This is a genomic window from Paenarthrobacter sp. NPDC091669 (assembly GCF_044756725.1).
GTDB classification, from domain to species: domain Bacteria; phylum Actinomycetota; class Actinomycetes; order Actinomycetales; family Micrococcaceae; genus Arthrobacter; species Arthrobacter bambusae_C.
In genome coordinates, this window is the sequence record NZ_JBIVTK010000009.1 from 39,009 (window position 1) to 62,530 (window position 23,522).

The following is a 23,522-nucleotide window of genomic DNA, read 5'->3' on the forward strand; positions in this document are numbered from 1 at the left end:
CGGCACTCACGTGAGTGCCGACGTCGTGGTCTTGCTGGGGTGCTTGCGCTGTTAGTGCCTGAGCTGCTTAGTTGGCGTAGAAGGGGTAGTCCGTGTAGCCCTCGGCGCCGTCGGCGTAGAACGTGGAAGCATCCGGCTCGTTGAGAGGCAGGCTTTCGCGCCAGCGCCGGGCGAGGTCCGGGTTGGCAATGGCGGGACGGCCCACCACCACAGCGTCCGCGAGGCCATCTTCGATGATCGCGAAAGCTTCGTCGCGGGTCGTGATTTCGCTGAAGCCGGTGTTCACCAGGAACGTTCCGTTGAAGCGCTCGCGAAGGTCCTGAACCAAAGCGCTCTTGGGGTCGTGGTGCAGGATGCTCAGGTAAGCAAGGTTGAGCGGGGCGATGGTGTCCACCAGCACCTCGTAGGTTGCCCGGACGTCGGCCGCATCGGTCTCGGCGATGCCCTGCACGTTGTGCTCGGGGGAAATGCGGATGCCCACACGATTGGCACCGAGAGCCTCCACCACGGCGTTGACAGTCTCGATCACGAAACGCGCCCGGTTCTCCGGGGAGCCACCGTAGCTGTCGGTGCGGACGTTGGAGTTGGGGGCCAGGAATTCGTGCAGCAGGTAACCGTTGGCGGAGTGGAGCTCAACGCCGTCGAACCCTGCCTCGATGGCGTTCTTCGAGGCGGTGACGATCTCCTGAATGACGCCCGGAAGCTCGTCGGTGCGGAGTTCACGCGGTACCGGGTACGGCTGCTTGCCGTTGGGGGTCCGGACATCACCCTCGATGGCAACAGCGCTGGGGCCGACGATCTCGTGGCCACCGGTGATGTCGGCGTGGGAAACGCGGCCTCCATGCATGACCTGCGCGAAGATGCGGCCACCCTCAGCATGAACTGCGTCGGTGACTGTCTTCCAGCCGGCGATCTGCTCCTCAGTGACGAGCCCTGGCTGTCCCGGGTAGGACTGGCCGGCCGGAACCGGATAGGTTCCCTCACTGACGATCAGTCCCAGGGAAGCGCGCTGCCGGTAGTGCTCGGCGATCAACGGACCCGGCACGCCGTTCTGGCCCGCACGAAGGCGCGTCAGAGGCGCCATCACCAGTCGGTTGGAAAGTTCAAGCTCGCCGAGGGCCAGAGGGGAAAACAGCATGCGCAGTTCCTTTCAGAATGAAACAGGTTCATTCTGGGCAACTGCAAGGCGTCTGCAACTATTCCGAAAGAGGCACAGATCACAGGTCTCCCCGTGAGGGGTCACTCCGGCTTGACGTGCTTCAGGGCGTCCTCAAAGCATTCGCAGAGGGCCAACACCGCCACCAGGTGCGCTTCCTCGGCGTGTGGCGGATCTGTATTGATGCATATTGCTTCATTGACCGACTGCGCGAGCTCCTTGGACTCCTTGCCCGTCAGGGCCCACACAAGCGCACCACCTGATTTCGCGGCGGCAGCAGCGTCGCGGAGCTCGTCGGTGATTCCCTTGGCAGCGAGCAGCACCACGATGTCTCCACGCCGCACTTGCTCCGAGAGTTGGGCGCTGATGCTTGGGGTAGTCCCATTGGAGCCGCTGGCGCCCTTGGGGACGTAGATCGCCCTGAAACCGGAGCCGTCCCCGGGGTCGTGGGCCGCCAGTTCCGAGGTGAACCTCTGGGCCTCGTGTGAGGACCCGTCGCTGCCTGCGGCGAAGACCGTTCCACCGCGCAGCCTGACAAGCGCCAGTTGTTCCCCCCATTCGGCCAGTCTGGACGATTCGCGGCGTAGGGCAGCAACGGCCGGTCCGATCTCGCCCAAGTGCCCCAGAACCACATCAACCGCATGCCGCGTCGCCTTCGACTCAGTCGACCGCACAGTCTCGCCTGTTCGCCTCACCACAATGCTCACTTCCTGCCTCCCGTTTCTCCCGTGAAACTACAAGTTCCTGTCACCTTCGCGTGGAGTGCCATCGCGCGTGGAGCCGTCGCGGCCACTCCGGTCCCGAGTCAGGCGTTCGCCTTCACCTGCGGCCGGGCGTCCTTCGTCGGCCCGGCGATCCGAGTCATTGGAGCGATCCGAAGCATTGGAGCGATCGGCGTCAGTCGAGCGATCCTGCCCGGCGTTGGGGTCCAGCTTGTCTGCGTGCCGCAGGTGTTCCTCTACCCGCCCATGGGCCTCGTTGGCCTTCTCCGCGTGGCGTTCCGCTTCCTGGCGGAGCCGGTTGGCTTCGACCTCGGCCTGCAGCGCATTGGCCTCCGCCTGGGCCGATTCGGCCTTGGCTTGGTGGGCTCCGATGGCTTCTTCGGCGGCCTTCTCGCGCAGTTCCGCTGCCCGGTGGCGGTTGACCTCCGCCTTCTTCCTACGCCCGATCACGACCGCGACGATCACAGCGGCGATGACGACTACGGCCAACACGATGATGAGAACCAGCTGTCCTGTATCCATGCGGATTACCTCCCTGGTGAGCGGCTTCTATGGGCGCCGCTCGTGGCCCACGCTATGGTTGCTGCTTGGGACGTACCCAGTTCACGGCACCCCCAAACTATGCCCGCCCCTCATCCCGGCAGCTCCATCCGGAAGCCGCACCGGCACTGGATCACGCGCGTTTTCAGGTACACATCAAGGAGGCCGTCCTCAACGACTTCCGTGGACATGGGGGCATAAACGCTGCGGGCTGAGGATTTAATGAACTGCATCGGTACACCGCAGTGGAAGTACTGTCCGCCAAATTGCAGCAGTCCTGACGCCGGCCCATTGCGGTTGAGGACCGCGGCTACGTCATGGAACGCAGCGTAGTGGGCGTACGAGACTTCACAGGCCCGGCATCTATAAGCGACCCGGACCATCAAGTCGCCTGCATGCGGCTCAATGGATTCGATGGTTTCCAGGTCCACATGATCGGCGGACCGGCATTGACGGCACTGGAGGGGTTCGGCATGGGGACGGGTCGCGTCACCTGGAACCAGAGGGTTTTTCATCGATGACAACGCAGACACTCCTCGGTCAACTCTGCCCGAAACTCTCCCTTGCCCACCATGTTAACACCACTGGTCAGATTCCTTACTAATTTTAGCTGCCTGTCGCTTCGGGATCTTCCCTGGCCCGCTTTTCCTCCGGAGTTTCGCCGCTTTCGTCCGGAACAAACGTGGGGTCCACCTCAGTGGTGAAGTCGCCGGTACCGGCGCCGGTTTTGGCGTGCTCGACGGCGGCTGGTCCTTCAGGCGACGAGGCATCCGAAGGCGTCGCTTCAGCTTCGATCGGTTCTTCGCTCATAGCCACAATCTAAGCCTGCCCCAGAGCGGTGTCGAGGCTGCCAAGTCTTGTGCGCCGGTTCCATCTCTGATTCGCTGGAAGGGTCTCCAGCAGGGCGGGACCACCCAGCCGAAAGCAGGGAGAGCAATTGTGAAAGCAGTGACATGGCAAGGCCGGCGCTCACTCAGCGTCGAAGACGTCCCCGATCCCACCATCCAGGAACCAACAGATGCGATTGTCCGCATCACGTCCACAGCCATTTGCGGCTCGGACCTTCACCTGTATGAAGTCCTGGGACCCTACATGCACAAGGGCGATGTCATTGGCCACGAGCCAATGGGCATCGTGGAAGAAGTGGGCCCGGGTGTTCACCGGCTCAAAAAGGGCGACCGTGTTGTGGTGCCCTTCAACATCTCCTGCGGCCGCTGTTACATGTGCAACCAAGGCTTGCAGTCGCAGTGCGAGACCACCCAGGTCAAGGAAAAAGGATCCGGGGCGGCCCTCTTCGGCTACTCAGAGCTCTACGGTTCCGTTCCCGGTGGCCAGGCCCAGTTCCTCCGCGTTCCCTTTGCCGACTACGGCCCCATCAAAGTGGAATCGGGTGCCCCGGATGAGCGCTACCTCTTCCTCTCGGACATTCTTCCCACGGCCTGGCAGGCAGTGGACTACGCGAACGTTCCGGAAGGTGGCACCCTCGCGGTGCTCGGACTGGGTCCCGTGGGCCAGTTTGCTGCGAGGATCGGTGCCTACAAGGGCTTCCGGGTGATCGGTGTTGACCCGGTTCCTGAACGCCGCGCGATGGCGGAGGCCCACGGCATTGAAACCATGGATTACAGTTCAGACGTGGCCGGCCGGATCCGCGAACAAACACTGGGTCGCGGCCCGGATTCCGTGGTGGATGCCGTCGGCATGGAGGCCCATGGATCCCCTGTGGCGTCCTTCCTTCACAAGGCCGTTTCCCTGTTGCCGGACAAGCCGGCGCAGATTGCCATGGAGACCATGAGCGTCGATCGGCTCGCTGCACTGCACACAGCCGTGGATCTGGTGCGTCGTGGCGGGACGATCTCGCTCAGCGGGGTCTACGGTGGGCAGGCCGACCCCATGCCCCTGATGACCATGTTCGACAAGCAGATCCAACTCCGCATGGGCCAATGCAATGTGCGCAGCTGGACTGATGACTTGCTCCCCTTGGTGGAGGACGACGCCGATCCGCTGGGAGTCATGCATCTGGTCACCCACACCGGCTCGCTCGATGAAGCACCGGCCCTCTACGAGAAGTTCCAGAAGAAGCAGGACGGGTGCATCAAGGTGGTCCTCAAGCCATGATGACGCTCAGGCAGCACAACTAGGCGAGGTGCTTGCCGCCGGTGACGCCGATGACCGATCCGGAGATATAGCTGGAGTCCTCGCTGGCCAACAACACATATGTTGAGGCCAGTTCGGCAGGCTGCCCCGCACGGCCCAGCGGGGTGTCCTGGCCGAACACTTGGATCTTTTCCGCGGGCTGCGTGGGCGGCTGCAGCGGGGTCCATACAGGACCCGGGGCTACGGCGTTGACCCTGACACCCTTGGGGCCCAGCGATTCCGCCAAGGAGAAAGTCATGCTGTTGACGGCTGCTTTCGTAGCTGCGTAATCGATCAGTGATGGGCTTGGATGGTATCCCTGGACGGACGAGGTGTTGATGATTGCGGCGCCGGGCTTCAAATGCGGCAGGGCCGCTTTGGTGAGCCAGAACAGCGCGTAGACATTGGTTCTGAAGGTTTGATCGAACTGTTCGGTGCTGAGGTCTTCGATCCCCCGGCTCGTGGTCATCTGGAACCCGGCGTTGTTCACCAGCACGTTGAGCCCACCGAATTCGGCGACGGTTTGGGCAATGACTTCCAGGCAGAACTCTTCGTCCCGCAAGTCACCCGGTAGCGCCAGCGCCTTGCTGCCGGCGTCTTGGATCAGCTTCACCGTATGCTCCGCGTCCTGCTCTTCTTCCGGCAGGTAGGTGAAAGCGACGTCCGCACCTTCACGGGCAAAAGCAATCGCCACGGCTTTACCGATCCCGCTGTCGCCGCCCGTAATCAGGGCCCGGCGGCCCAGCATCCGGCTGTGCCCTACGTAGCTTTGCTCGCCGTGATCGGGACGCGGGTTCAAGGCGTCGGTCCAGCCCGGATAATCCTGAGTTTGTGGCTCGAACTCTTCCGACGGGTATTTGGTGCGGGGATCCGATGCTTCGCCCTCCGGATCGTAGGATTCGGAGACAGCATTGTTAACCAGGGCCATGGCGATGTCCTCGTCCAGGTCCGTTTGCTCGGTCTGTTCGTTCAGGATCTCCTCAGCCATGACCTCAGTGTAAGCATCCTGATGACCGTGGAATCCGTTCAGGAAGCACTCAGAAAGGCTCGATAGCCTAGCGATTGTCAGCGTTGGATTACATCGAAGGAGGTCCTATGGGACTCGGAGACAAGATCAGCAACAAGGCACAGGAAGTCACCGGCAAGGCGAAGGAAGCCTTGGGCGACGCCACCAATAACGAGAAACTGCAGGCTGAGGGTGTCGCTGACCAAGCGGCTGCCAAGACCAAGCAGGCCGGCGAGAACGTCAAGGACACCGCGAAGGACGCCTTCGACAAGTAAGCCGCGCGGCATCGCGCAAAACCGAAAACACACAGCAGAACGCCCCGGCTCCCTTCAGGGAAAGCCGGGGCGTTCGCATGACCCAAGTAAGTCGCAGTTAAGCGCGTTATGAGCTCTCAAAACGCGCTTAACTGCGACTCAGTTGGGTAAGGAACCTACTTTTGGGCCGGGAGCACCAACCCGCCCGACTTATCCGTGGACAGGGCTAGGGACGAGATGTACTGGGGTTCGCCGTCGGGCGCGTCCTGACCGGACCGGAGCATGTCCGGGCGTTCAAACTCCAGGCCGGTGACGTGGCAAAGCAGTTTGGCATCGCTGGGGTTGCCATCGGCGTCGGACATGGGCAGGTCAATGCCGTCGTCGGTGCGTCGAAGGTAGTAGCGTCCCTTGGTGGCCAGGGCCAAGACCGGCGGCAGCACCAACGCCAGGCCCACTGCGAAGATGGGCGAGAATGGCTGGACGGCTGGGCCGAAGGCTCCAAAGAACACCGCGATGGACACCCCTGCGGAGACCAGCATGGACACGAAGCCCACCGGGTTCACGGCGTAAAGCATCCCGCGGCGGAACTCCGGAACTTTGGGCGAGATCTTCAGCAGGTACTTGTTGATGGCGATGTCGGAGGCCACCGTGACCACCCAGGCCATGGCGCAGTTGGCGTAGAAGCCCAGGATGGTGTTGAGGAACTCGAACATGTTCGACTCCATCAGGATCAACGCGATGACCAGGTTGACCACCACGAACACCATGCGGCCCGGGTAGGTCTTGGTGATGCGGGTGAAGGAGTTGGTCCAGGCGAGCGAACCGGAGTAGGCGTTGGTGACGTTGATCTTGATCTGGGAAATAACCACCAGGACCACGGCCAGGGTCATGGCGAGCCATGCCGGCATCATTTCTTCGTAGACGCCCAGGAACTGGTGGACCGGTTCATTCGCGGAAGATGCTGCTGCGGGGTCGAGCTTGGCGATGAGGTAGATGGCAATGAACAGGCCGATGATCTGCTTGATGGCTCCGAAGATGACCCAACCCGGTCCGGCGAGGATCACTGCGCGCCACCAGGCACCCTTGTTTTCGGCGGTCTTAGGCGGCATGAACCGAAGGTAGTCGATCTGCTCAGCGATCTGCGCCATCAGGGACAGGCAGACACCGGCAGCCAGCATCACAGAAGCCAGGTTGGGTCCGCCGTCGCCGGAAGCGCCCGTGAAAGCGAAAAAGGCGTCGATGCTTTCGGGGTGGGACAGGAGCAGATAGCCCACGGGAACCACCATGAGCAGCAGCCACAGCGGAGTGGTCCACACCTGCAACGTGGCGAGGGTCTTCATCCCATAGATCACCAACGGAATGATGATGATGGTGGACACCGCGTAGCCGATCCATTGTGGGATGCCGAGACCCAACTGCAGTCCTTGGGCCATGATGGAGCCCTCGAGGGCGAAGAAAATGAACGTGAACGTGGCGAAGATGATGTTGGTGACCACCGAGCCGTAATAGCCAAAGCCCGAACCTCGGGTGATCAAGTCCAAATCGATGTTGTACCGGGCTGCGTAGTAGGCCAGCGGGAACCCCGTGGCGAAGATGATTACGGCGGCCACGATGATGCCGAAGATGGCATTCACCGTTCCGTAGGCGATGCCGATGTTCGCGCCAATGGAGAAGTCGGCCAGGTACGCGATGCCGCCCAACGCACTGGTGGCCACCACCCCCGCACTCCACTTCCGGTAGGAACGCGGGGCGAACCGGAGCGTGTAATCCTCCAGGCTCTCCTTTGCCGCGCTCATGGCATCGGCGTTGCCCGCCGTCGCAGTTCCGTTGCCCGCCGCAGATGCACCGGTGACGCCGATTCCGACGGCGGTACCTGCCGCCGTCGTCGGCTCCAGTGTGGCGGTACTGGTCTTATCGTCGCTCATTCGTGGTCGCTTTCGTCGTGGACTTTGCCTCGTCCCCGACGCTAGTCACGCAGCGCGTCAATTCAGTCACGTCCATGTTTCACAGCTGTAACTTCTGCATCAGCCGCCCCGCGCAGTCAGCGCCAAAAACCAGCACCACGGTTTGTGCGCACCCCACAAAATAGCCCTTCACCAGCGCGGATACCGTCAAGGACATGACCAGCGAAGCAATTCAAGAAGCCCCTGACATACGCTCCCGTACCATCCTGGATGCTGCCCGCGAGCAGGTTCTCGAACGTGGCGAGGGACTGGGCGAGGCCCAGCTCATCGAGATCCTGGAGCTACCGGACGACGCCATCCCCGCAGCCCTGCAACTCGCCCACGAGGTCCGCCTCAAACATTGCGGCGAGGACGTGGAAGTGGAGGGCATCATCTCCATCAAGACCGGCGGCTGCCCCGAGGACTGTCATTTCTGCAGCCAGTCCGGCCTGTTCGACTCCCCCGTCCGCGGAGTCTGGCTGGACATCCCGGAGCTGGTCAAGGCCGCCAAGGAAACCGCCGCCACGGGGGCCACGGAATTCTGCATCGTCGCAGCCGTCCGCGGGCCTGACATCAAGCTCATGAACCAGATCAAATTCGCGATCGACCGCATCAATGAAGCCGTGGACATCAACATCGCCTGTTCCCTGGGCATGCTCACGCAGCGCCAAGTGGACCAGTTGGCCGAGTGGGGAGTCCACCGCTACAACCACAACCTGGAAACCGCGCGCAGCTACTTCCCCGAGGTCGTCACCACCCACAGTTACGAGGAACGGCTGGAAACCTGCGCCATGGTTAAGGCAGCCGGCATGGAATTGTGCTGCGGCGCGTTGATCGGCATGGGCGAGTCAGTGGCACAGCGTGCTGAACTCGCAGCCCAACTCGCCGCTCTTGAACCGCATGAGGTCCCGCTCAACTTCCTGAACCCACGCCCGGGAACGCCCCTGGAAAACCAATGCATCATGGACGGCAAGGACGCCCTCCGCGCCATCGCAGCGTTCCGGCTGGCCATGCCCCGCACCGTGCTCCGTTATGCAGGCGGCCGCGAACTGACCCTCGGCGACCTCGGCACCCGCGAAGGCCTGCTCGGCGGAATCAACGCGGTCATCGTGGGCAACTACCTGACCACCCTGGGCCGCCCCGCCAACGCCGACCTGAACCTGTTGGTAGAGCTCAACATGCCCATCAAGGAATTCCAGAAGTCGCTGTGACCGCCGCATTCAGCCAGCAGTACTGCGGTCACTGCGGCGGTGCCGGCGACGGTACCGGTGACAGCCCGACGTCGGCCGCCCACCATGACTGCCAACAGCGCCTGGTGATGGAGCCACCGCGCTTTTGTCCGCAATGCCGCCGACGCATGAAGGTCCAGGTGACCCCGTTGGGGTGGACTGCAGAGTGTTCCAGGCACGGAAGGCTGGCGTCATGGGTTCCTGGGTAGGCTGGGGACATGGGCGAGAGCCGGGACCTTCTGACGCCGGAGCAGCGCAGCCGCAACATGTCCAAAATCCGCGGCAAGAACACCAAGCCTGAGCTGCTGGTCCGCAAATTGCTGTATGCGAAAGGCTATCGGTACCGGCTGCACGGACAGGCCGGAACGGCAAAGCTGCCTGGCCGACCAGACCTGGTGTTCGCGGGCCGGCGCAAAGTCATCTTCGTCAACGGCTGTTTCTGGCATTTCCATACGTGCCGAGTGGGGCAGCATGCGCCTGCGGCCAACGCGGAGTTCTGGGAGACCAAGCGGACCCGGACCCGCGAGCGCGACGCCCGGCAACGGGAGCAACTGGCCGCCGGCGGCTGGGACGTGTTGACGGTGTGGGAGTGCGAACTAAAGGACCAGTCAGTTCTCGAAGACAGGCTCACACAGTTTCTGGAGGGCGGTCTGTACGCGCCTCCAGCTACGGGGCGGAAGAGACGGACGGGGCAGAGCTGACGGTCTGGTCGGTGGCAGTGGTGCGGGTGCCTTGTTCCCACAATGCGTAGGCTGCGGTCCCGCCGATGCCCAGAAGGACGGTCATGCACAGGACGATGATGACCATCAAGCCAGGTGATGGACGAGCACTGCTGTTCATGCTTTTTCCCGTTCTTTGATTCAAGCCTGGAATCCCCCAGATCCGCGATCTTGCCTCTGCTGTCCTACTCTGGGGGCCGGCTATCAAGACTCCCTCTGAGTCCGCTCAAGATTGGATCAAGCTTTCGTTTTCCGGCGCTTCCACCGTTCCACGGGTCCTACTGTTGAATCGTGAATCTATTGTTTGGAGGCGGGAGGAGTCTGGTGTCCGAGTACGACGAGTGCACTGACTCCCTGGTGGACCGGACCGTCCTCACCGAGCTCCAGGCGGAACTTGGCGGAGACCACGCCATCATCAGCGCCTTCGTCCGCAACTATGTTGCCTTGCTCCCTTGGCGGGTTTCGCGGCTCCATAGGGCGTTGGAACACCTGGACATGGAAGATGCCATGGATGCGGTCCTCAGCCTGAAGACTTCCAGCCACATGGTGGGTGCCATCTGCATGAACCGCTTGGCCACCGAGCTGGAAATCAGCATCAGGCTGCTGCCCAATGCGGACCATCTGGACGAGCTTTCTGCGCAGGTCAGCGAAATCGACCGCTTTGTGGGCGGGACCATCAGCGAGCTGGAAACACCACTCCTGTGACCACGTTCGAGGACCCACCCGCGACCACCCGGTGATCGCGGCCGGGCCGCGGCTCGTGGTTCAGCTGGTGAGTGTCACCCTAGTTGCTTGACGCAGGCGCGAGGCGGTAACCGACGCCGCGGACCGTTTCGAGCCAGCGGGGCGCCTGGATGCTGTCGCCGAGTTTCTTGCGCAGGTTGCCCATATGTACCTCAACGGCCCGTTCGTCGGCGTCGCTGACGTAACTTCCGACGTCGTAGGGTTCGTTACGGAGGCGACGCGCCAGGTCTGCCTTGGTCCGGACGATCCGTCCGGTCTCCAGCAGCGCGAGCAGGAGGTCGAATTCGGTGCGGGTGAGCTTCAGCTCCGTACCGTTCAGGACGGCGGTGCGGGAACCTGCAGAGACGGCCAGTCCGTTGTGGCTCATCTCGGGGTCCACTTCTTCAGCAACGTTCTTGGAGTCCGACGACGCGCGGGGCCTTCGCATCATGGCCTCAACACGGGCGCGCAGTTCGCGGGGACGGAACGGCTTGGTGAGGTAATCGTCGCCACCGGCCTCCAGGCCCATGAGGGTATCGAGTTCCTCGGCGCGGGCGGTCAGCATGATGATGTAGGCATCGGAGGATTTGCGGATCTGGCGGGCAACCTCAAAGCCGTCGATATCCGGAAGGCCGAGATCCAACGTAATGACGTCCGGATTCAGTTCACGCGCCGACGTCACACCCGCGGAACCGGTGGATGCAGTGTGAACATCGAACCCCGCCTGGGATAGGACTACCCTTACCAGCTCGCGAATATCCTGGTCATCTTCAATGACCAGCCCCACACGTACTTCACTCATCGCTGCCCCTCAGCCCCTTCGATAACCTCAGAAGTATATCCATTATGGTTAGGCTGATCTTATGAACCGACTTTCTTCTGCATCCGTGGTGGATGTGCCATGACCCACCCTTCGACGTGGGATATCGGTGAAAAGAAGAAACTCTTGGTTTTTCAGCGCTCGTTCCACGAACATACCCTGCGGATGCGGGTTGTCCTCAGCCAACTGCCGTTGTCAGTATGTGTTTGTCTTTCGGCCATTCTGGTCTGGCTGTTTTTCCCGGCAACGCTGGAAAATCCATACTTCCTGATATTCCTGCTGAGCCAGGCATTCCTCCTTGCCGTATGCGTTATTGTGCCGTGGCACCGGTTGCCCTTCCCCAGCTTCCTTGTCATCCCTGTCCTGGACATGGTCTCCATCGCTTTCGGACGGGAAGGTGGACAAGAAGCACTCACTGGCCTCAGCGTTCTGGTGGTGCTGCCCGTCATTTGGCTCTGCGCATCGGGCCTCTACCCAAAACTGGCCATAGTCCTGTCATTCCTCGGGCCCTTGGCCATCGTGTGGGTTCCCTTGTTCGTCAGGGGTGACTTAACTGAACAGGCCCTCACCAAGCCGTTGCTCTTCCCCATCCTGATCCTTGGAATTGGTGTGTCCGTCAGCGTCCTGACCTTGAGCATGGTGCGCCAGCAGCGTGCCATGGAGGAAAAGGACGAGGCCCTCAAAGAAGCCCTGGAGGTCAGCACCAAGCAGGAACGGCTCCTGAACACCGTGATGGAAGCACTGCCGCTGGGGGTAGTAGCGGTAGACGGCGAGGGGCATGACATCCTCATGAACCGACGCCAACGCCAAACCCACGTGCTGGCCACTCCTCCCGATATCGACGATCCCAACGAGTCCCAGTTGCTGATCTTCGACGTCGACAGGACCACGCCGCTGGACGCGGACCGCCGACCCGTGCGACGCGCCGTCCTGGGCGAACGGTTCACCGACCAGTTGGTGTGGCTCGGCGCCGGAGAGGGTCAACGTGCCTTCACCGCCAGTGCCCGGCCTATGGTGGACGACGCTGGTAAGTTCACGGGATCGGTGGTGGTTTTCAGCGACGTCACGGACCTGGTGAACGCCTTGGCGGCCAAGGACGACTTTGTTTCCAACGTCTCCCACGAGTTCAGGACCCCGTTGACGTCCATCCTGGGCTACGTTGAGTTGATCCTGGACGATCCTGACGCCCTCGACGCGCGGTCCCGCAAACAACTCGACATCGTCAGGCGCAACGCCGAGCGACTCCTCACCCTGGTTTCCGACCTCCTGGCCGTACGCTCAGGCCAGATCGTCATCCAGCCACACGCCGTTGACGTGGCGGAACTGGTCCGGGGCAGCGTGAGTTCCGCGGAGCCCCGGGCAGCCAAAGCAGGCATCCGCCTCTCGGTGGACCTTCCCGAGGCGTTGGAAGCCCACGTCGATTCCTCACGCATTGCGCAGGTATTGGACAACCTTGTTTCCAATGCGATCAAGTACTCACCCGACGGCGGCGACGTGGAAGTGGCCGCGTGGGAGGACAATGACTTTGTGTTCTGCCGCGTCACTGACACGGGCATGGGCATGAACGAAGAGGAGCAGGCGGAAGCCTTCACCAAGTTCTTCCGGGCCGGAGGGGTTCGCAAGAGCGCCATACCGGGTGTCGGGCTGGGGCTGCCCATCAGCAAGGCAATCGTCGAAGCCCACGGGGGCACCATCACGCTGGAGAGCGAACCAGGCCGCGGCACCACGTTTACGGTGAAAGTGCCCGCCTGAGCCTTTTTATTTCTTCAACCCCGCTGCATCACGGCGACGGCCGAACAGGAAGTAGCTGACCGGGCCGAAGAAGTTGATGAACGACACCGCGCGCCAGACGCCCTTCTTGCCTCTGATATCCGAATCCGGGGTCTTGGCGATGCTGCGCTGCGCGGCCACCAGCAAAGCCAGATTCAGGGCTCCGCTTGCCAGAACCGAGATGCGTTGGCCCTTGCTCATGTCACGCCAGGATTTCTTGCCGGCCATGATGCCTCCTTATCGCCGTTCTTTGCGTACGGGTTACCTCTCAGGCTAGTCCGACGCCGATCGGCCCGCCACAGCCTGGCGTACTACTTCGCCCCAGGACTGTTCAGCGAGGTCGGCCACCGCTGCCAGAATTTCGGACGGCGGCAGCGACAAGTCCAGCGGATACTCCACTATGTCGATGTCGGTGTTCAGGATGCGCCGCAGTTTCACGTCCCCGCGGCCGGCATAAACCAACCACGCGGTAGGAACCCGGAGCGCCGTGCAGTACGCCAGCAACTGGTAATGGTCGGCACTGAGCGAGGCCCCGGCGTCGGACGCTGCTTTGTACTTGGAGTCATAGACCACCACGGGGCGGCCGCCCAGGAAATGGACAGCATCCGGGCGCACGGTGAGGCGGTCCGAGTCATATACGGCCTCGTTCAAGAGGGCTCCGTAGTGCAGACGCATCTCCCCCGGATGGGCACTCATGGCCCCACGCAGGGCGGTTCCCACGAATTCCTCGAACACCTGTGCCATGTCCACCACGAAAGACGCTGTGTGCTGTTTGCCCTCGCCGGCTTCAGCGGAGGCATTGCGCAGGATCACTTCCGAGAGTCTGAGCACCGGGTGGTACCGGAGATTCATCCGGCTGGCCCGCCACAGCGGCAGCGGCGCCCCGGACTGAAGCCGCGTCACGGCGTCGAGCTTTCCCTTGAGCTGCCGCAAGCGGCTCAGGACGTCAGGCCGGACACCGGGGACCTTGCCCATCCGTTCCAAAGCGGCCCTGAGGATGCGGTTCTCAGCGATGTCCTCGGTAAATTCGTCGTAGGAGACTTCCAGCGGCACCATCATTCCGGGCCGGCGGGAGATCTGGTCAGAGATCCGGATCCGGCCTTTCACGGTCCGCAGCGATTCCTCCACTGTCAGGTAGCCCTGCAGGACGCCGCGGCTGAGGGCCCTGTCCGCCAACTGCGCCAGGGACTCCGCCAGGGCACTCCACAAATCCGGGTGCTCCACAGCCTCCACTGAATGGTCCCGGAAGCCCTGTTCGCCGGCGTAGCTGAGCAGGAACAGCAACCGGCTCAGGCCAAGGCGATCCTTGGGCCGTACTTCCAACTGCACCGCGGCAGTGCGGACCGAGCCCACCTTGCCCACCGGCTCAATCCGGTACAGGCCCAGGCCCATCGGCGAGGCCTTCGCCAGGCCGCTGGTATTGATGAACGCTGCGGACTGGGGGTCGAGCTTGTCCACCACGCCGCCGGAGAGCTCGTCCATGACGATGTGCCGGGGGCCCGTGACCCGGCTGGCGCTGGCAGGTGCCCGGCCCGCACTGGCAGGTGCCCGGCCCGGCCGCGGCGGGATGGCCTTAGCGGGCTGCAAGACGCCCCAGCAGCTGGTCCAGGCCGAAGCGCTCCTCCAGCTGTGCCCGGTTCAGTTGCCCGTGGTAGTGCTCTTCCAACAGGGGCATGAGCTCGTACTTCCAGATCCGGCGCAAGCCCGTGGGATTCTGGGCAGCGTTCTTCATGAAGTACGACGGCCCGATCATCAGGTCCCGGTCCCAATCGTCAATCGCGTCGTTGAGCGCATCCAGCAGGTCCGCGTTGAGCGTGTCCAGCCCCCGCGCTGCAAGGAACCGGCGCAACGTGCCGCGGATCGGTTCCTCCTTGGGGTGGAGCTCGATGAACGCAAAACGGCGCCGAATGGCCGCGTCCATCATGGCGATGGAACGGTCAGCCGTGTTCATGGTGCCGATGATGTAGAGGTTGTCAGGCAAGCTGAACGGCTCGTTGGGGCTGTATTGCAGGTAGATGCGGTCGTCCCGGTACTCCAGCAGGAAGTACAGCTCACCGAAGACCTTGGCCAGATTGGCACGGTTCATTTCATCGATGATGAGGAAGTACGGTTTGTGCGCATTTTCCGGCTTGGCGGCTTCCTCCGCGAGCCGGCGCAGGGGTCCCGCTACGAGCTTGAACGAAACCTGGCCGTCGTCGGTCTTGTCCGGGCGGTAGCCCTCAAAGAAATCCTCGTAGGCGTACGACGGGTGGAACTGGACCAGCTTCACCCGTTCATCGGTGTGATCGCCTGCGAGCTCGGCGGCGAGGTGTTTGGCGAGGTACGTCTTCCCGGTTCCCGGAGGACCATAGAGAACCAGTTGCCGGTTCTCTTCGAGCAGCTCCGCGATCTCTTCGAGAGGTTCGAGGTCCATATGCAGGGACGCTGCGAACTCTTCGGTCAGGGGCCGGAAGCCTTGCTGGACAACCTCGACGACGGCGGTGGGCGGGGCTTCGTCCTCGCCGTCGGTTTCGGCTTCTACCGGGAGCAGTTCCTGCAGTGCCTGAATGACCCTGGTGACGTCCACCAGGATCCCAGGGGTAGACAACTGGCGCTGGGCATGCCGGGGAAGTTCGGGGATGGCATAACTGTCATCGAACCAGCGGACCTTGCGGCGGATGCGGCGGTTGTCCTCATGGTGTTCGGGCTCGCCCAGGACAACACCAACACGGACCCGGCCCGCGTGCTGGTAGAGCGTGAGATCGCCCGGCTTCATCACCGTCAGGAAGGCGAAGACGGCGGTCTTGGTATCCTCGCGTTCCACATAGCCAAGGTGTTTGTAGTCCTCGTCCACGGCATGCTGGACCACGCCCGCAGTAACACCAGCGGTCAGGGAACGCAGATGTTCCACGTCCAAGGTAGCTTTCTCTTCGGCTACCCAGGCAGCCAGGAGGTCCGCATTGTCGTGATGGGTGCGCAAAAGCCAGGAGCGACGACCTGGATCTCCCACCTTGCGCCATTGGCTCACCAGTTGGCGGGCGTACCAGTCGATGCGCTGCCCGGCTTGCTCGTCCAGGTGCAGGCGGATGCGGTGGATGTCTGCCGTGATGTCCTCGTCCGAATCACCCTTGGCGCCACCCACGAGCGAAGCAAAAGCGTCCCGGATCTCCTGACGCTCCACATCCGCCACCACTGGCTCAAAATAGCTGGGCCACACCAGGTACTCGATGCTGCGGCGCAGGGCAGGTTGGTCCTCGGGGGTAGCGACCGCGAGTTCGTGGAACTTCAGCGGGTCCTCAAGGGCCTGTTTGATGGTGGCCGTGCTTTGGCTGTCCACGTGCGCTGCGAAACGGCACAACCACTTCAGGTGGTCCCAGATGGTCCAGTTGAACTCGGCCGTACGGTCACGGATCACTCCATGGTCCGTCATGCCCTCGTAGAGTTCTTCCGGCAGCTCGATGGGCGGCTCAACCCAGGACGCGGCCTCGGCAACCCGGGCACGCTTCACCCTGAGGGACTTGACCTCGTGCGCGAGCGGAAGCGACTGCAGGAACAGCAACTCCACGGCCAGCAACTTGGCCTCACGCGACGCGCCTTCCAGGTTCTGCCGAAGGTTGGTCATCATGGGAGCTTTGGAATCTTCCACCCCGCGTTCAAGCCGTTCCAACAGCTCACCGGCGGCATCCGCGGTCCATGTCAGTGTCCGTCCGTCCAGCGCCGAAGGTCTCCCTTGCAGCGCCGGACCGAGCACATACCAGGCCGCGTCCTCGATCTCCTTGGAGACTCCGGGGGCGCGGTCAATGGCAGGTTTTACGGAGGAAATCACCATGCCAACTTACCTTGTTTGGCTTACCTAAGCATCTGGATATCCACAGGCAGCCGCCTTACCCGTTTGACCGGCGCTAACTTCCGTCGCGCAAGTCTGCGGGAGGTTCTTCCGTCAATTCGATGGCGTCAAAACGCGCCTCGGAGCTCTCTCCCATGGGCGCCTGGGACATGAAACCGACGTGCACGGGTTTCTCCGAATCCAACCTGAACAGGCGGACAAAGGACCACTCCCGGCCGTCCGCTGATGAGTGGAACGCCCACGCCGGACCGACCCTGCTGACCCGCAAATAGACCCATGGCGCCGTGACGACGGGGCCGTTCGAATCGTCGGAATACCCGTTGGTGACCACGCTGACCACCATGGCCTCCCCTTGCGGAGAGTACTCGAAGCAGAGCTTGGCCCAGTGGTCGCTGTCCGCCCACAACGTCAACACTCCGGCGTCGAACGTTGTCCTGGGCGAAGCCACCAGAACCCGGGCCGAGAGCGAGAAGGCCGCCGGCGCCCTGAAGCCCAGCGCTGTGGAGCCGTGCTGCGGCTCCCCGCCCAGGGAATCGTTGGTCCAATCGACGCCGGGAGCTGCCGTGAGCGACAGTGCCCCCTCTGCCTCGTCGTAGCTCACGTGTCCAGGTGAAGAGGTCCACTCCATCGGCGGCAGTCCTGGTATTTCGGGGATCAATCCGTGCTCCGTTCGTCGTCGCTGATTCGTCCAGAACACGCTTTCAGACATTGACCCGGATGTGCGGGAGGCCACACCGGGGCAGGGTTCAGTGCATTCCGAATTGGTACGCTGCCGGCACCGTCTCTCCCGGACAGACTTCCTGCCACAGCGCCGCAAGCGCTTCTTCACCTTCACGGAGGTCCGGAATTTCGACGCCCTCGCGCAGGATCGCTGCAGCCTCCCCGGAGCTTCCGGTTCGTGCGAGCGCCAAGGCCCTCAGGAACCGCAAGCGGCCGACGCCGGGCCCCTCCTTGGGCACCGATGCACTCAGTTCCAGCGCCATTGCCGGGTCACCGTGCCGGATGCTGAGCGTAACGGCCTCGGTGAGCAAGGCTGCGTTGGAAGGGTCGCTGTCAACGCCCTTCCGAAGCTCAGCAAGTCCTGCGGCGTCCTGACCGCCCGCCAGCAGGGCCAGCCCCAGGCCGCGATGTGCGAGCGCCTTTGTCCCCGGCCTGGCGTCCGTGGCCAGCACCCCGCTGTAGGCAAGCTTGGCGCCCTCCAGGTCCTGCCTGGCGTGCCTCATGGTGGCGAGATGCAGCTTCGCGCCAGGGCTGTCCTGCCGTGCCAGCAACTCCTCCCAGTCCGCGCCGCCGACGAAGCCGGGCGCGCCGTCGAACGCTTTTCCTTGCAGCAGCCCAAGCCAGGGCTCCTGCTCTGCTGTGACGCTCTCGTCCACGAACGGGGTTCCGCCCTCATCGATCCATGCCCTGCCTGTCCTCAGGCGGCGCGCACGCTCCACCACGCCCCAGCCGCTCCCGTGCAGCAGCATTGTCGACGGCGGGACGTCGGCGTCGGCGATGGCCGTGGGAAGCATCGCTTCGAGTTCTTCGTGCGGCAGGAGCTGTTCCACTCGCTCACCGGCATGGGCCACGGCAGAGTCCCAGTCGGTGCCATGCGATGTGTCCGGATCCAGATGCCCGTTCCCGTACGCCTCTACCCACGCCCACTGCTCGCCGGCTGGCATCACCAGGTGTTCAAACTGCGTCTGCGCCAAACCCGCCTGGATCTCGGCATAGGGCCCGGCTCCAGGGCTCAACCATTCCTGCCACCGTTTCCCGCCGGGGCCTTGGCCCCATACAAACAGCTTCTTTCCCCGGAGGAGTCCCGTGGACAGCATCGCCAGGCCATCGCCGTCGTCGTCTGCGGCCACAACCCAACGCCGCTCGGAGGGGTCGATGTCGAAGAAGAAGTCAGCCGCGTGCGGACTGTTGACCAGCCATGTGCCGTCATAGCCTTCGTGGCTGGTGGGCCGGACGCGGGTGATGTCCGTGGTGTAGTCGCTGCCGTAGGCTTCGTCGGCCGGAGCGATGACACGGGTGCGGTCCGTTTCCGGGATGGCGGCGTTGCTCCACCAATACATGGGGACGTCATGTCCATTGGGGTTCCGCAGCCGGACGGCGGCGAACAGTACGGCTGAGTCTTCCGGCAACCAAAGGTCCACTTGGAACACCACTTCCCGCAGCCGTTCGAACTCCCACATGCGCAGGATGTGCTTCCCGTCCGGGGTGTGCACGATCGCCGTGTGCAGCGGATCGCAGCTGGTGGGCGAATGGCCGCGGGTGCCGATGTTCCATTCCAGCCCGCCCGCGAACCACGCCTTGCGCAGCGCGATGTTGGCCAGCTGCGGGGCGTCGTGGGTGTGGAGGAGCTGCTTGCCGGTGGCTTTGTCGAAGAGTTCCCAAATGCGGCCGCCCAGTGATGGGAGGACCGTCACCTTCAGTTTGCTGTTTTCCAGCACGACGGCGGGAACCTCCCGGGGTGCCGCCTCGCGGCTGTACCCGTCCTGCATGAGATAGGGGTAAATGTTGGGCACCACACCGTAGCGGGCCGACGCCTGGAGCTCCTCCGACACGCCTTCGCCCACTGTGTAGGGCTGGTCGAGTTCGGCGGCGATCACGGGCAACGGGTTGAGCGGACCGAGCTCGGCCATGGTCAGGGAAATGGTGGTGACGGTGAGGTTGGAGTTGGTGGTGGTGGCCACGTCAGTATCCGATCGTGAGGAGGAGGCCGCGCTGCGGATCAAGGGTGATGGGATCGCCGGGCGCGTAGCTCGCGGCGGTTTGGAAACCGGGGATTGCCGGGGCGTTCATGCGGCTGGTGGCGGCAGCGACGTCGCCGAAGATCAACCTCACGTGCTCAGTGTGCCCGGCCCAGGAAGCCAGCGCCACCACCATTCCGCGTTCCGTGAGCCAGGTGGTGGCCCTGACGTCGGGATGGCTGGACCGCACGGGTGACTTCGGGTCCCAGAACCCCTGCATGTGCGCGTGCTCCAGCCCTGTTTCGGCCCAGAACTCCCAGAGCGGCCGGTTGTCGACGGCAGGTGCCCGGCCGGTCATGCCGAACACCATTCCCCGCCACGGATTGCCGCCGCCTTCCAGCATCTCGCCCATGAGCCCGAACGGAATGCCGGACAGCTCCACCAGCCAATACTCCGGATCGGTGGTGTCGTAGTCGAAATACTCCCCCAGCCAGAGCCTGTCCACATAGGGCAGCTGTTCCATGTACAGATTGGCAGAGGACGCGTAGCCGTCGTGCGCCGTGAACTGGTTGGCCGAGTGAAGGTCTATTTCCGGACCCTCCACGCCCCTGGCCCGGCAGGCTCTCTCCAGGACCTTGCGGACCCGAAGCATCGCGTGGCGGTCATAGGCAATGTCGTCAAGATAGATGCCGTCGATCCCCTCCTCGCCACTGGCCAGCTCCTGCAAGCTCCTCACGTAAAAGTTCTCCCACCGGGACTCCCCCGTGGTCACCACTGCGATGTCCTCAACGTTGGGCGCGAACCAGGCTGACACGTAGCCGCTCCCGGCATGCTCCTGAAGCCAGATGTGCCCCTTGCCCGGGCCGTCGCTGAAGATCTCGTGGTCCAGTTGCAGCAACGGCAGTAACTCCGGGCTGTGGAACGTGAGCTCGCGGACCGTGTTGTACACCTTGGCTTTCAGTCCGTGCCGGTGGCATTCGCCGATGTACTTCCGCAACGGGTCTCCGGTCAGCAGGGGGTCGTTGATATAGGGAGCCGGTGCAGTGGCGTGGTGGACGTTGACCACCGTGGCTCCAGCCGCGGAGATGTCCGCAGGGTCAGCCGGCTGGTGGAAGTAGCGCTTAGCCAAGTGGCGGCCGGGTTGGAGTGGTTTGAACGGTGTCAGGAGCAGGCGAAAGTTGAAGTCCAGAGGCTCGTTCGCCGCGAGCGTCCGGGCGCCGCTGAAGGCGTTCAGCGTCACTCTGCCTTCGCCGGTCCGGAGGGTGACGCCACCGCGGACTGCGCTTTCACCGCCGGCTTCCTGGCGGTTGGCCCAGGACACCGGTTCCACCAACGGCTTTTCCCGGTAAAAGTTGGTGTTCAGAGGCCGCTGGTAGCTGCCATCCCTCAGCGCTACCTGCATCCCCACGTTGACGCTCCCAAGCCACAGCGCATCCTGGTTTTTCGCCGCCACGTCCCACGTCCAATCCAAGGACTCCGGACGCCGCCCACCGGGAACTCCCAGGCCCATCGCCAGCGGAACCGCAGCCTCGCGAAACTCAAGCTGCAGGCCGACGTCGTTCACGTCCACACTTTCCCCGGAACTGAGCTGCAGCGAGTACGCTGCCGTTCCGTCGGCGTCGAGCACGCCGTGCAGCTCCAGCCTCAGCGTTGAGTCCGCGTTCTTCCCGCCCGTCCATGTGGACCGCCACGAGATCCGGGCCGGCCCTTCCACCGTGAAAGTAAGCGGCGAACAGCTCCATTGGATGCCGTCGATGTCCAGACGCACCGGGCCGCTGAAAAGCTCGACGGCGGGACCGTCCGTTGCGGTCACGGCCGCGGTGAAGGTGGACGTCACCTGCGCAGGCAGTCCCGACTCCGCCAGCCGCAGGGACCTGCCCAGAATCCCCAACGTCCTGCTGGATTGGTCCAAGGCGATGGCTGTGAAAGGGCTGACGAGTTCGGCGTCCTGGGCCACCCGCGAATCCAGCCACGCCAAGCGGCGCAGGTAACGGGGTTCGCCGAAGCCGCCCGCGGCAATCGCCGGGTCCGCGTCGCTTTCGGCGGCCACGTCGCTTTCGGCGGCCACGTCCAGCCTGACCTCAAGCTCTTTGGCCGCCTGCCCAGCGGCAGTGACCCTGAGTACCGCCTCCACAGTGGTTCCGGCTGATTCCCGGGGGACCGGCAGAATCACGTACAGGGCCCGCACCCGCCCGGCCGGAACAGCCAGATGGGTGTGCCACGGCTTCCCAAGACGGTCTACGCCATCGGTGTTGATGCAATGTCCGCCGGCCGGCGAGGTCACGTCCACTGTCACGCCGTGCAGATCCTCCAGCGCGTAGAGGCCCACCTGGACCACGTAGTCCTCCCCCGGTTCCGCCCTCGCGCGGAAGCTCCGCTGCGGTCCGTTGATGACCCAATGAGCCGGCGGATCCCCTTGCATGGAGACGGGGTTCAGTCGGTCCTCGGGGAAGAGCAGGAAAGCCTCGCCCGCATGCCTGGTGTTGAGCTCCTGCACCTCGTCCATCCGTGCCGTGAAGTTCATCGGAGCGAACGAGTCGCGCTCGCTGGCGGCTTCATAGCGGAGGACTGTTGCCTGGGGCAGCTCATTGTCCGGACGTTCGGCCTCCGCCGCCTGCCACCACGCTGAACGTACGACGCCGGCGGCCCACCCAGGCTCTGCTGACGGCCGATGCGGGAGGTACTCCGCTTGGGGATAGTGCGGCTTTCCCAGCAGGGCGTAGGGCAAGTAATAGACGAAGTAGATCCCGTGGCCGTCGATTGCTTCGAAAACGAGGCTTCCGGACTCCCGGGTGGCCGCTTCCACGATCACGTTCCGGACCCTGCTACCGGTCTTTTCCGAGACGACGATGACGTCCACCGACGCCGGGTCGTGGTCCTGCCGACGCCACGGGAGGACCACCCTGTAGGCGTGGCCCACCACTTCCACGAATTCCACAACTTCCACGACGAATCGGTGGTTTCCGTAGAGCAGCTTGTCCCAGTTTCCGACGCCACAATCAACTTCCGGATGGCCTGGTGTCGTGATGTTGGGGGTGATGGCGGGCGGGGAGGTGACGGCCGGTGAAACCGGCGTGGGCAGCGGCATCGCTGGGACTCCTGAAGGTAGCTTCCGGGGCTTTTCACCGAGTTGGTGAATCCTTACATCATCCCGGCCTTCATCGGGGTCGTAAAGGGTTATTGCGATGCGTACTTACTGGGATTTCTGCCCCGGGACAGTAGACGCCCGGGTTATTTTGCGGCGGCCAGGTTGAGCGCGTTCACCATCACCTTTGCTGCACGCACCACTTCACGATCGGTGACGGTGTAAGCGGTGGGATCTGCCCCATCCTGCGCGCCGAGGGAGATGGCGCCGCCCCCGAGCGTGGACACGGTTTTCTTGGCCGACAAGTGAACGGCGGACAAGCCCGCAGCGTGCATGGCCGGGATGTCATCAAGGGCCAGTCCCCCACCGGCCATAATTTCCACAGCATCCCCGGACCGTTCCGCCATGGCAGCCAAGGTCTTCAGACCCGCACCAGCGCTGGCTTCGTGTCCGGAGGTCAGGATCCGTGTGAAGCCGAGCCCAAGAAGCTGCTCCAGCGCCGCCAACGGGTCCTTGGACTGGTCGATGGCCCGGTGAAAGGTCAACTGGGCTTCGGGGTTGGTCGCCCTGGCGGCCTCCACCAGGCGCTGGATCGCGTGAACGTCCACCTCTCCGGACGGAGTCAGCGCCCCCACCACCACCCCGTGGGCACCCTGCGCCAGAAGGTGGCGGATCTCGTGGACCATCGTGTCCACGTCCGAGGCTGAGTACCGGAAGTCGCCGGGCCTGGAGCGGATCAGCGGATGGATCTCCAGACGGCCGTCAACGTGCTCCATGCTGGCTTCCATGAGTCCTTGGCTGGGCGTGATGCCACCCAGTTCCAGGCTGCTGCAGAGCTCCACCCGGTCGGCTCCCTCAGAGGCAGCGGTACCCGCACCGGCCGCGCTGACCACGGCAATTTCAAGTTCCATGCTGAAA

Annotated in this window: 22 protein-coding genes; 6 read left to right on the plus strand and 16 right to left on the minus strand. The window is 63.3% G+C overall.

All coding sequences use genetic code 11. The features are described from left to right. Positions 1 to 67 precede the first annotated feature (67 nt). The 5 genes from ACIQLI_RS15705 to ACIQLI_RS15725 form a co-directional block, all read right to left on the minus strand. On the minus strand, positions 68 to 1,138 hold the full coding sequence (locus ACIQLI_RS15705) for an alkene reductase (protein WP_400390130.1): 1,071 nt from the start codon (positions 1,136 to 1,138) through the stop codon (positions 68 to 70). Between the two features lie 101 nt (positions 1,139 to 1,239). Continuing rightward, complete coding sequence (locus tag ACIQLI_RS15710; protein WP_400390131.1) at positions 1,240 to 1,830, minus strand: SIS domain-containing protein; 591 nt, start codon at positions 1,828 to 1,830, stop codon at positions 1,240 to 1,242. Positions 1,831 to 1,890: 60 nt separating this feature from the next. Next, entirely contained in the window at positions 1,891 to 2,400 is a 510-nt protein-coding gene (locus ACIQLI_RS15715) for a hypothetical protein (protein WP_354230860.1), read from the minus strand. A 110-nt stretch (positions 2,401 to 2,510) separates the two neighbouring features. Next, the gene (locus tag ACIQLI_RS15720) at positions 2,511 to 2,933 is read right to left on the minus strand and encodes a hypothetical protein (protein ID WP_354231167.1); all 423 of its coding nucleotides are present in this window, start codon (positions 2,931 to 2,933) and stop codon (positions 2,511 to 2,513) included. A 91-nt stretch (positions 2,934 to 3,024) separates the two neighbouring features. After that, positions 3,025 to 3,228, minus strand: a complete 204-nt coding sequence (locus ACIQLI_RS15725; protein WP_354230862.1) for a hypothetical protein — start codon at positions 3,226 to 3,228, stop codon at positions 3,025 to 3,027. 129 nt (positions 3,229 to 3,357) lie between these two features. Here ACIQLI_RS15725 and ACIQLI_RS15730 point away from each other — a divergent pair, with 129 nt between their 5' ends. Further along, positions 3,358 to 4,533 (plus strand): zinc-dependent alcohol dehydrogenase, encoded by a 1,176-nt coding sequence (locus ACIQLI_RS15730; protein ID WP_354230864.1) that lies wholly within the window; start codon positions 3,358 to 3,360, stop codon positions 4,531 to 4,533. A gap of 19 nt (positions 4,534 to 4,552) precedes the next feature. On the opposite strand, the gene ACIQLI_RS15735 is transcribed toward ACIQLI_RS15730, so the two are convergent. Continuing rightward, positions 4,553 to 5,539, minus strand: a complete 987-nt coding sequence (locus ACIQLI_RS15735) for an SDR family oxidoreductase (RefSeq protein ID WP_400390134.1) — start codon at positions 5,537 to 5,539, stop codon at positions 4,553 to 4,555. A 107-nt stretch (positions 5,540 to 5,646) separates the two neighbouring features. Here ACIQLI_RS15735 and ACIQLI_RS15740 point away from each other — a divergent pair, with 107 nt between their 5' ends. Continuing rightward, the gene (locus ACIQLI_RS15740) at positions 5,647 to 5,832 is read left to right on the plus strand and encodes a CsbD family protein (protein WP_026005342.1); all 186 of its coding nucleotides are present in this window, start codon (positions 5,647 to 5,649) and stop codon (positions 5,830 to 5,832) included. 155 nt (positions 5,833 to 5,987) lie between these two features. On the opposite strand, the gene ACIQLI_RS15745 is transcribed toward ACIQLI_RS15740, so the two are convergent. Then, complete coding sequence (locus ACIQLI_RS15745; protein ID WP_400390136.1) at positions 5,988 to 7,736, minus strand: purine-cytosine permease family protein; 1,749 nt, start codon at positions 7,734 to 7,736, stop codon at positions 5,988 to 5,990. A 194-nt stretch (positions 7,737 to 7,930) separates the two neighbouring features. On the opposite strand from ACIQLI_RS15745, the gene bioB reads away from it, so the two are divergent. Both bioB and ACIQLI_RS15755 read left to right on the plus strand, forming a co-directional pair. After that, positions 7,931 to 8,965: a biotin synthase BioB gene (gene bioB, locus ACIQLI_RS15750; RefSeq protein ID WP_400390138.1), complete on the plus strand. Its 1,035-nt coding sequence runs from the start codon at positions 7,931 to 7,933 to the stop codon at positions 8,963 to 8,965. A 236-nt stretch (positions 8,966 to 9,201) separates the two neighbouring features. Beyond that, positions 9,202 to 9,684: a very short patch repair endonuclease gene (locus tag ACIQLI_RS15755; protein ID WP_400390140.1), complete on the plus strand. Its 483-nt coding sequence runs from the start codon at positions 9,202 to 9,204 to the stop codon at positions 9,682 to 9,684. On the opposite strand, the gene ACIQLI_RS15760 is transcribed toward ACIQLI_RS15755, so the two are convergent. After that, a complete protein-coding gene (locus ACIQLI_RS15760; RefSeq protein ID WP_400390142.1) occupies positions 9,650 to 9,823 on the minus strand; it encodes a hypothetical protein in 174 nt (57 codons plus the stop codon). The two genes, ACIQLI_RS15755 and ACIQLI_RS15760, sit on opposite strands and share 35 nt — an antisense overlap. Before the next feature lie 203 nt (positions 9,824 to 10,026). Between ACIQLI_RS15760 and ACIQLI_RS15765 the strand changes: the two genes are divergently transcribed. Next, entirely contained in the window at positions 10,027 to 10,407 is a 381-nt protein-coding gene (locus ACIQLI_RS15765) for an Hpt domain-containing protein (RefSeq protein ID WP_354230878.1), read from the plus strand. A 79-nt stretch (positions 10,408 to 10,486) separates the two neighbouring features. On the opposite strand, the gene ACIQLI_RS15770 is transcribed toward ACIQLI_RS15765, so the two are convergent. Beyond that, entirely contained in the window at positions 10,487 to 11,227 is a 741-nt protein-coding gene (locus ACIQLI_RS15770) for a response regulator transcription factor (RefSeq protein WP_354230880.1), read from the minus strand. A gap of 99 nt (positions 11,228 to 11,326) precedes the next feature. Between ACIQLI_RS15770 and ACIQLI_RS15775 the strand changes: the two genes are divergently transcribed. Further along, entirely contained in the window at positions 11,327 to 12,997 is a 1,671-nt protein-coding gene (locus tag ACIQLI_RS15775; protein WP_400390145.1) for a sensor histidine kinase, read from the plus strand. A gap of 6 nt (positions 12,998 to 13,003) precedes the next feature. Here ACIQLI_RS15775 and ACIQLI_RS15780 read toward each other — a convergent pair whose 3' ends face one another. The 7 genes from ACIQLI_RS15780 to ACIQLI_RS15810 all read right to left on the minus strand — a co-directional run bounded on the left by ACIQLI_RS15780 (position 13,004) and on the right by ACIQLI_RS15810 (position 23,515). Next, a complete protein-coding gene (locus ACIQLI_RS15780; RefSeq protein WP_354230884.1) occupies positions 13,004 to 13,243 on the minus strand; it encodes a PLDc N-terminal domain-containing protein in 240 nt (79 codons plus the stop codon). 45 nt (positions 13,244 to 13,288) lie between these two features. Then, positions 13,289 to 14,497 carry a restriction endonuclease gene (locus tag ACIQLI_RS15785; RefSeq protein WP_400390349.1) on the minus strand — a complete coding sequence of 403 codons (1,209 nt, stop codon included), beginning with the start codon at positions 14,495 to 14,497 and terminating at the stop codon, positions 13,289 to 13,291. Positions 14,498 to 14,588: 91 nt separating this feature from the next. Next, entirely contained in the window at positions 14,589 to 16,823 is a 2,235-nt protein-coding gene (locus ACIQLI_RS15790; protein WP_400390147.1) for an McrB family protein, read from the minus strand. A gap of 73 nt (positions 16,824 to 16,896) precedes the next feature. Further along, positions 16,897 to 17,442: a DUF1349 domain-containing protein gene (locus ACIQLI_RS15795; protein ID WP_400390149.1), complete on the minus strand. Its 546-nt coding sequence runs from the start codon at positions 17,440 to 17,442 to the stop codon at positions 16,897 to 16,899. 145 nt (positions 17,443 to 17,587) lie between these two features. Further along, positions 17,588 to 19,522, minus strand: a complete 1,935-nt coding sequence (locus tag ACIQLI_RS15800) for a DUF5107 domain-containing protein (protein WP_400390151.1) — start codon at positions 19,520 to 19,522, stop codon at positions 17,588 to 17,590. Between the two features lies 1 nt (position 19,523). Continuing rightward, entirely contained in the window at positions 19,524 to 22,607 is a 3,084-nt protein-coding gene (locus ACIQLI_RS15805) for a glycoside hydrolase domain-containing protein (RefSeq protein ID WP_400390153.1), read from the minus strand. Positions 22,608 to 22,750: 143 nt separating this feature from the next. Continuing rightward, the gene (locus ACIQLI_RS15810) at positions 22,751 to 23,515 is read right to left on the minus strand and encodes a copper homeostasis protein CutC (protein WP_400390155.1); all 765 of its coding nucleotides are present in this window, start codon (positions 23,513 to 23,515) and stop codon (positions 22,751 to 22,753) included. Between the last annotated feature and the right edge of the window lie 7 nt (positions 23,516 to 23,522).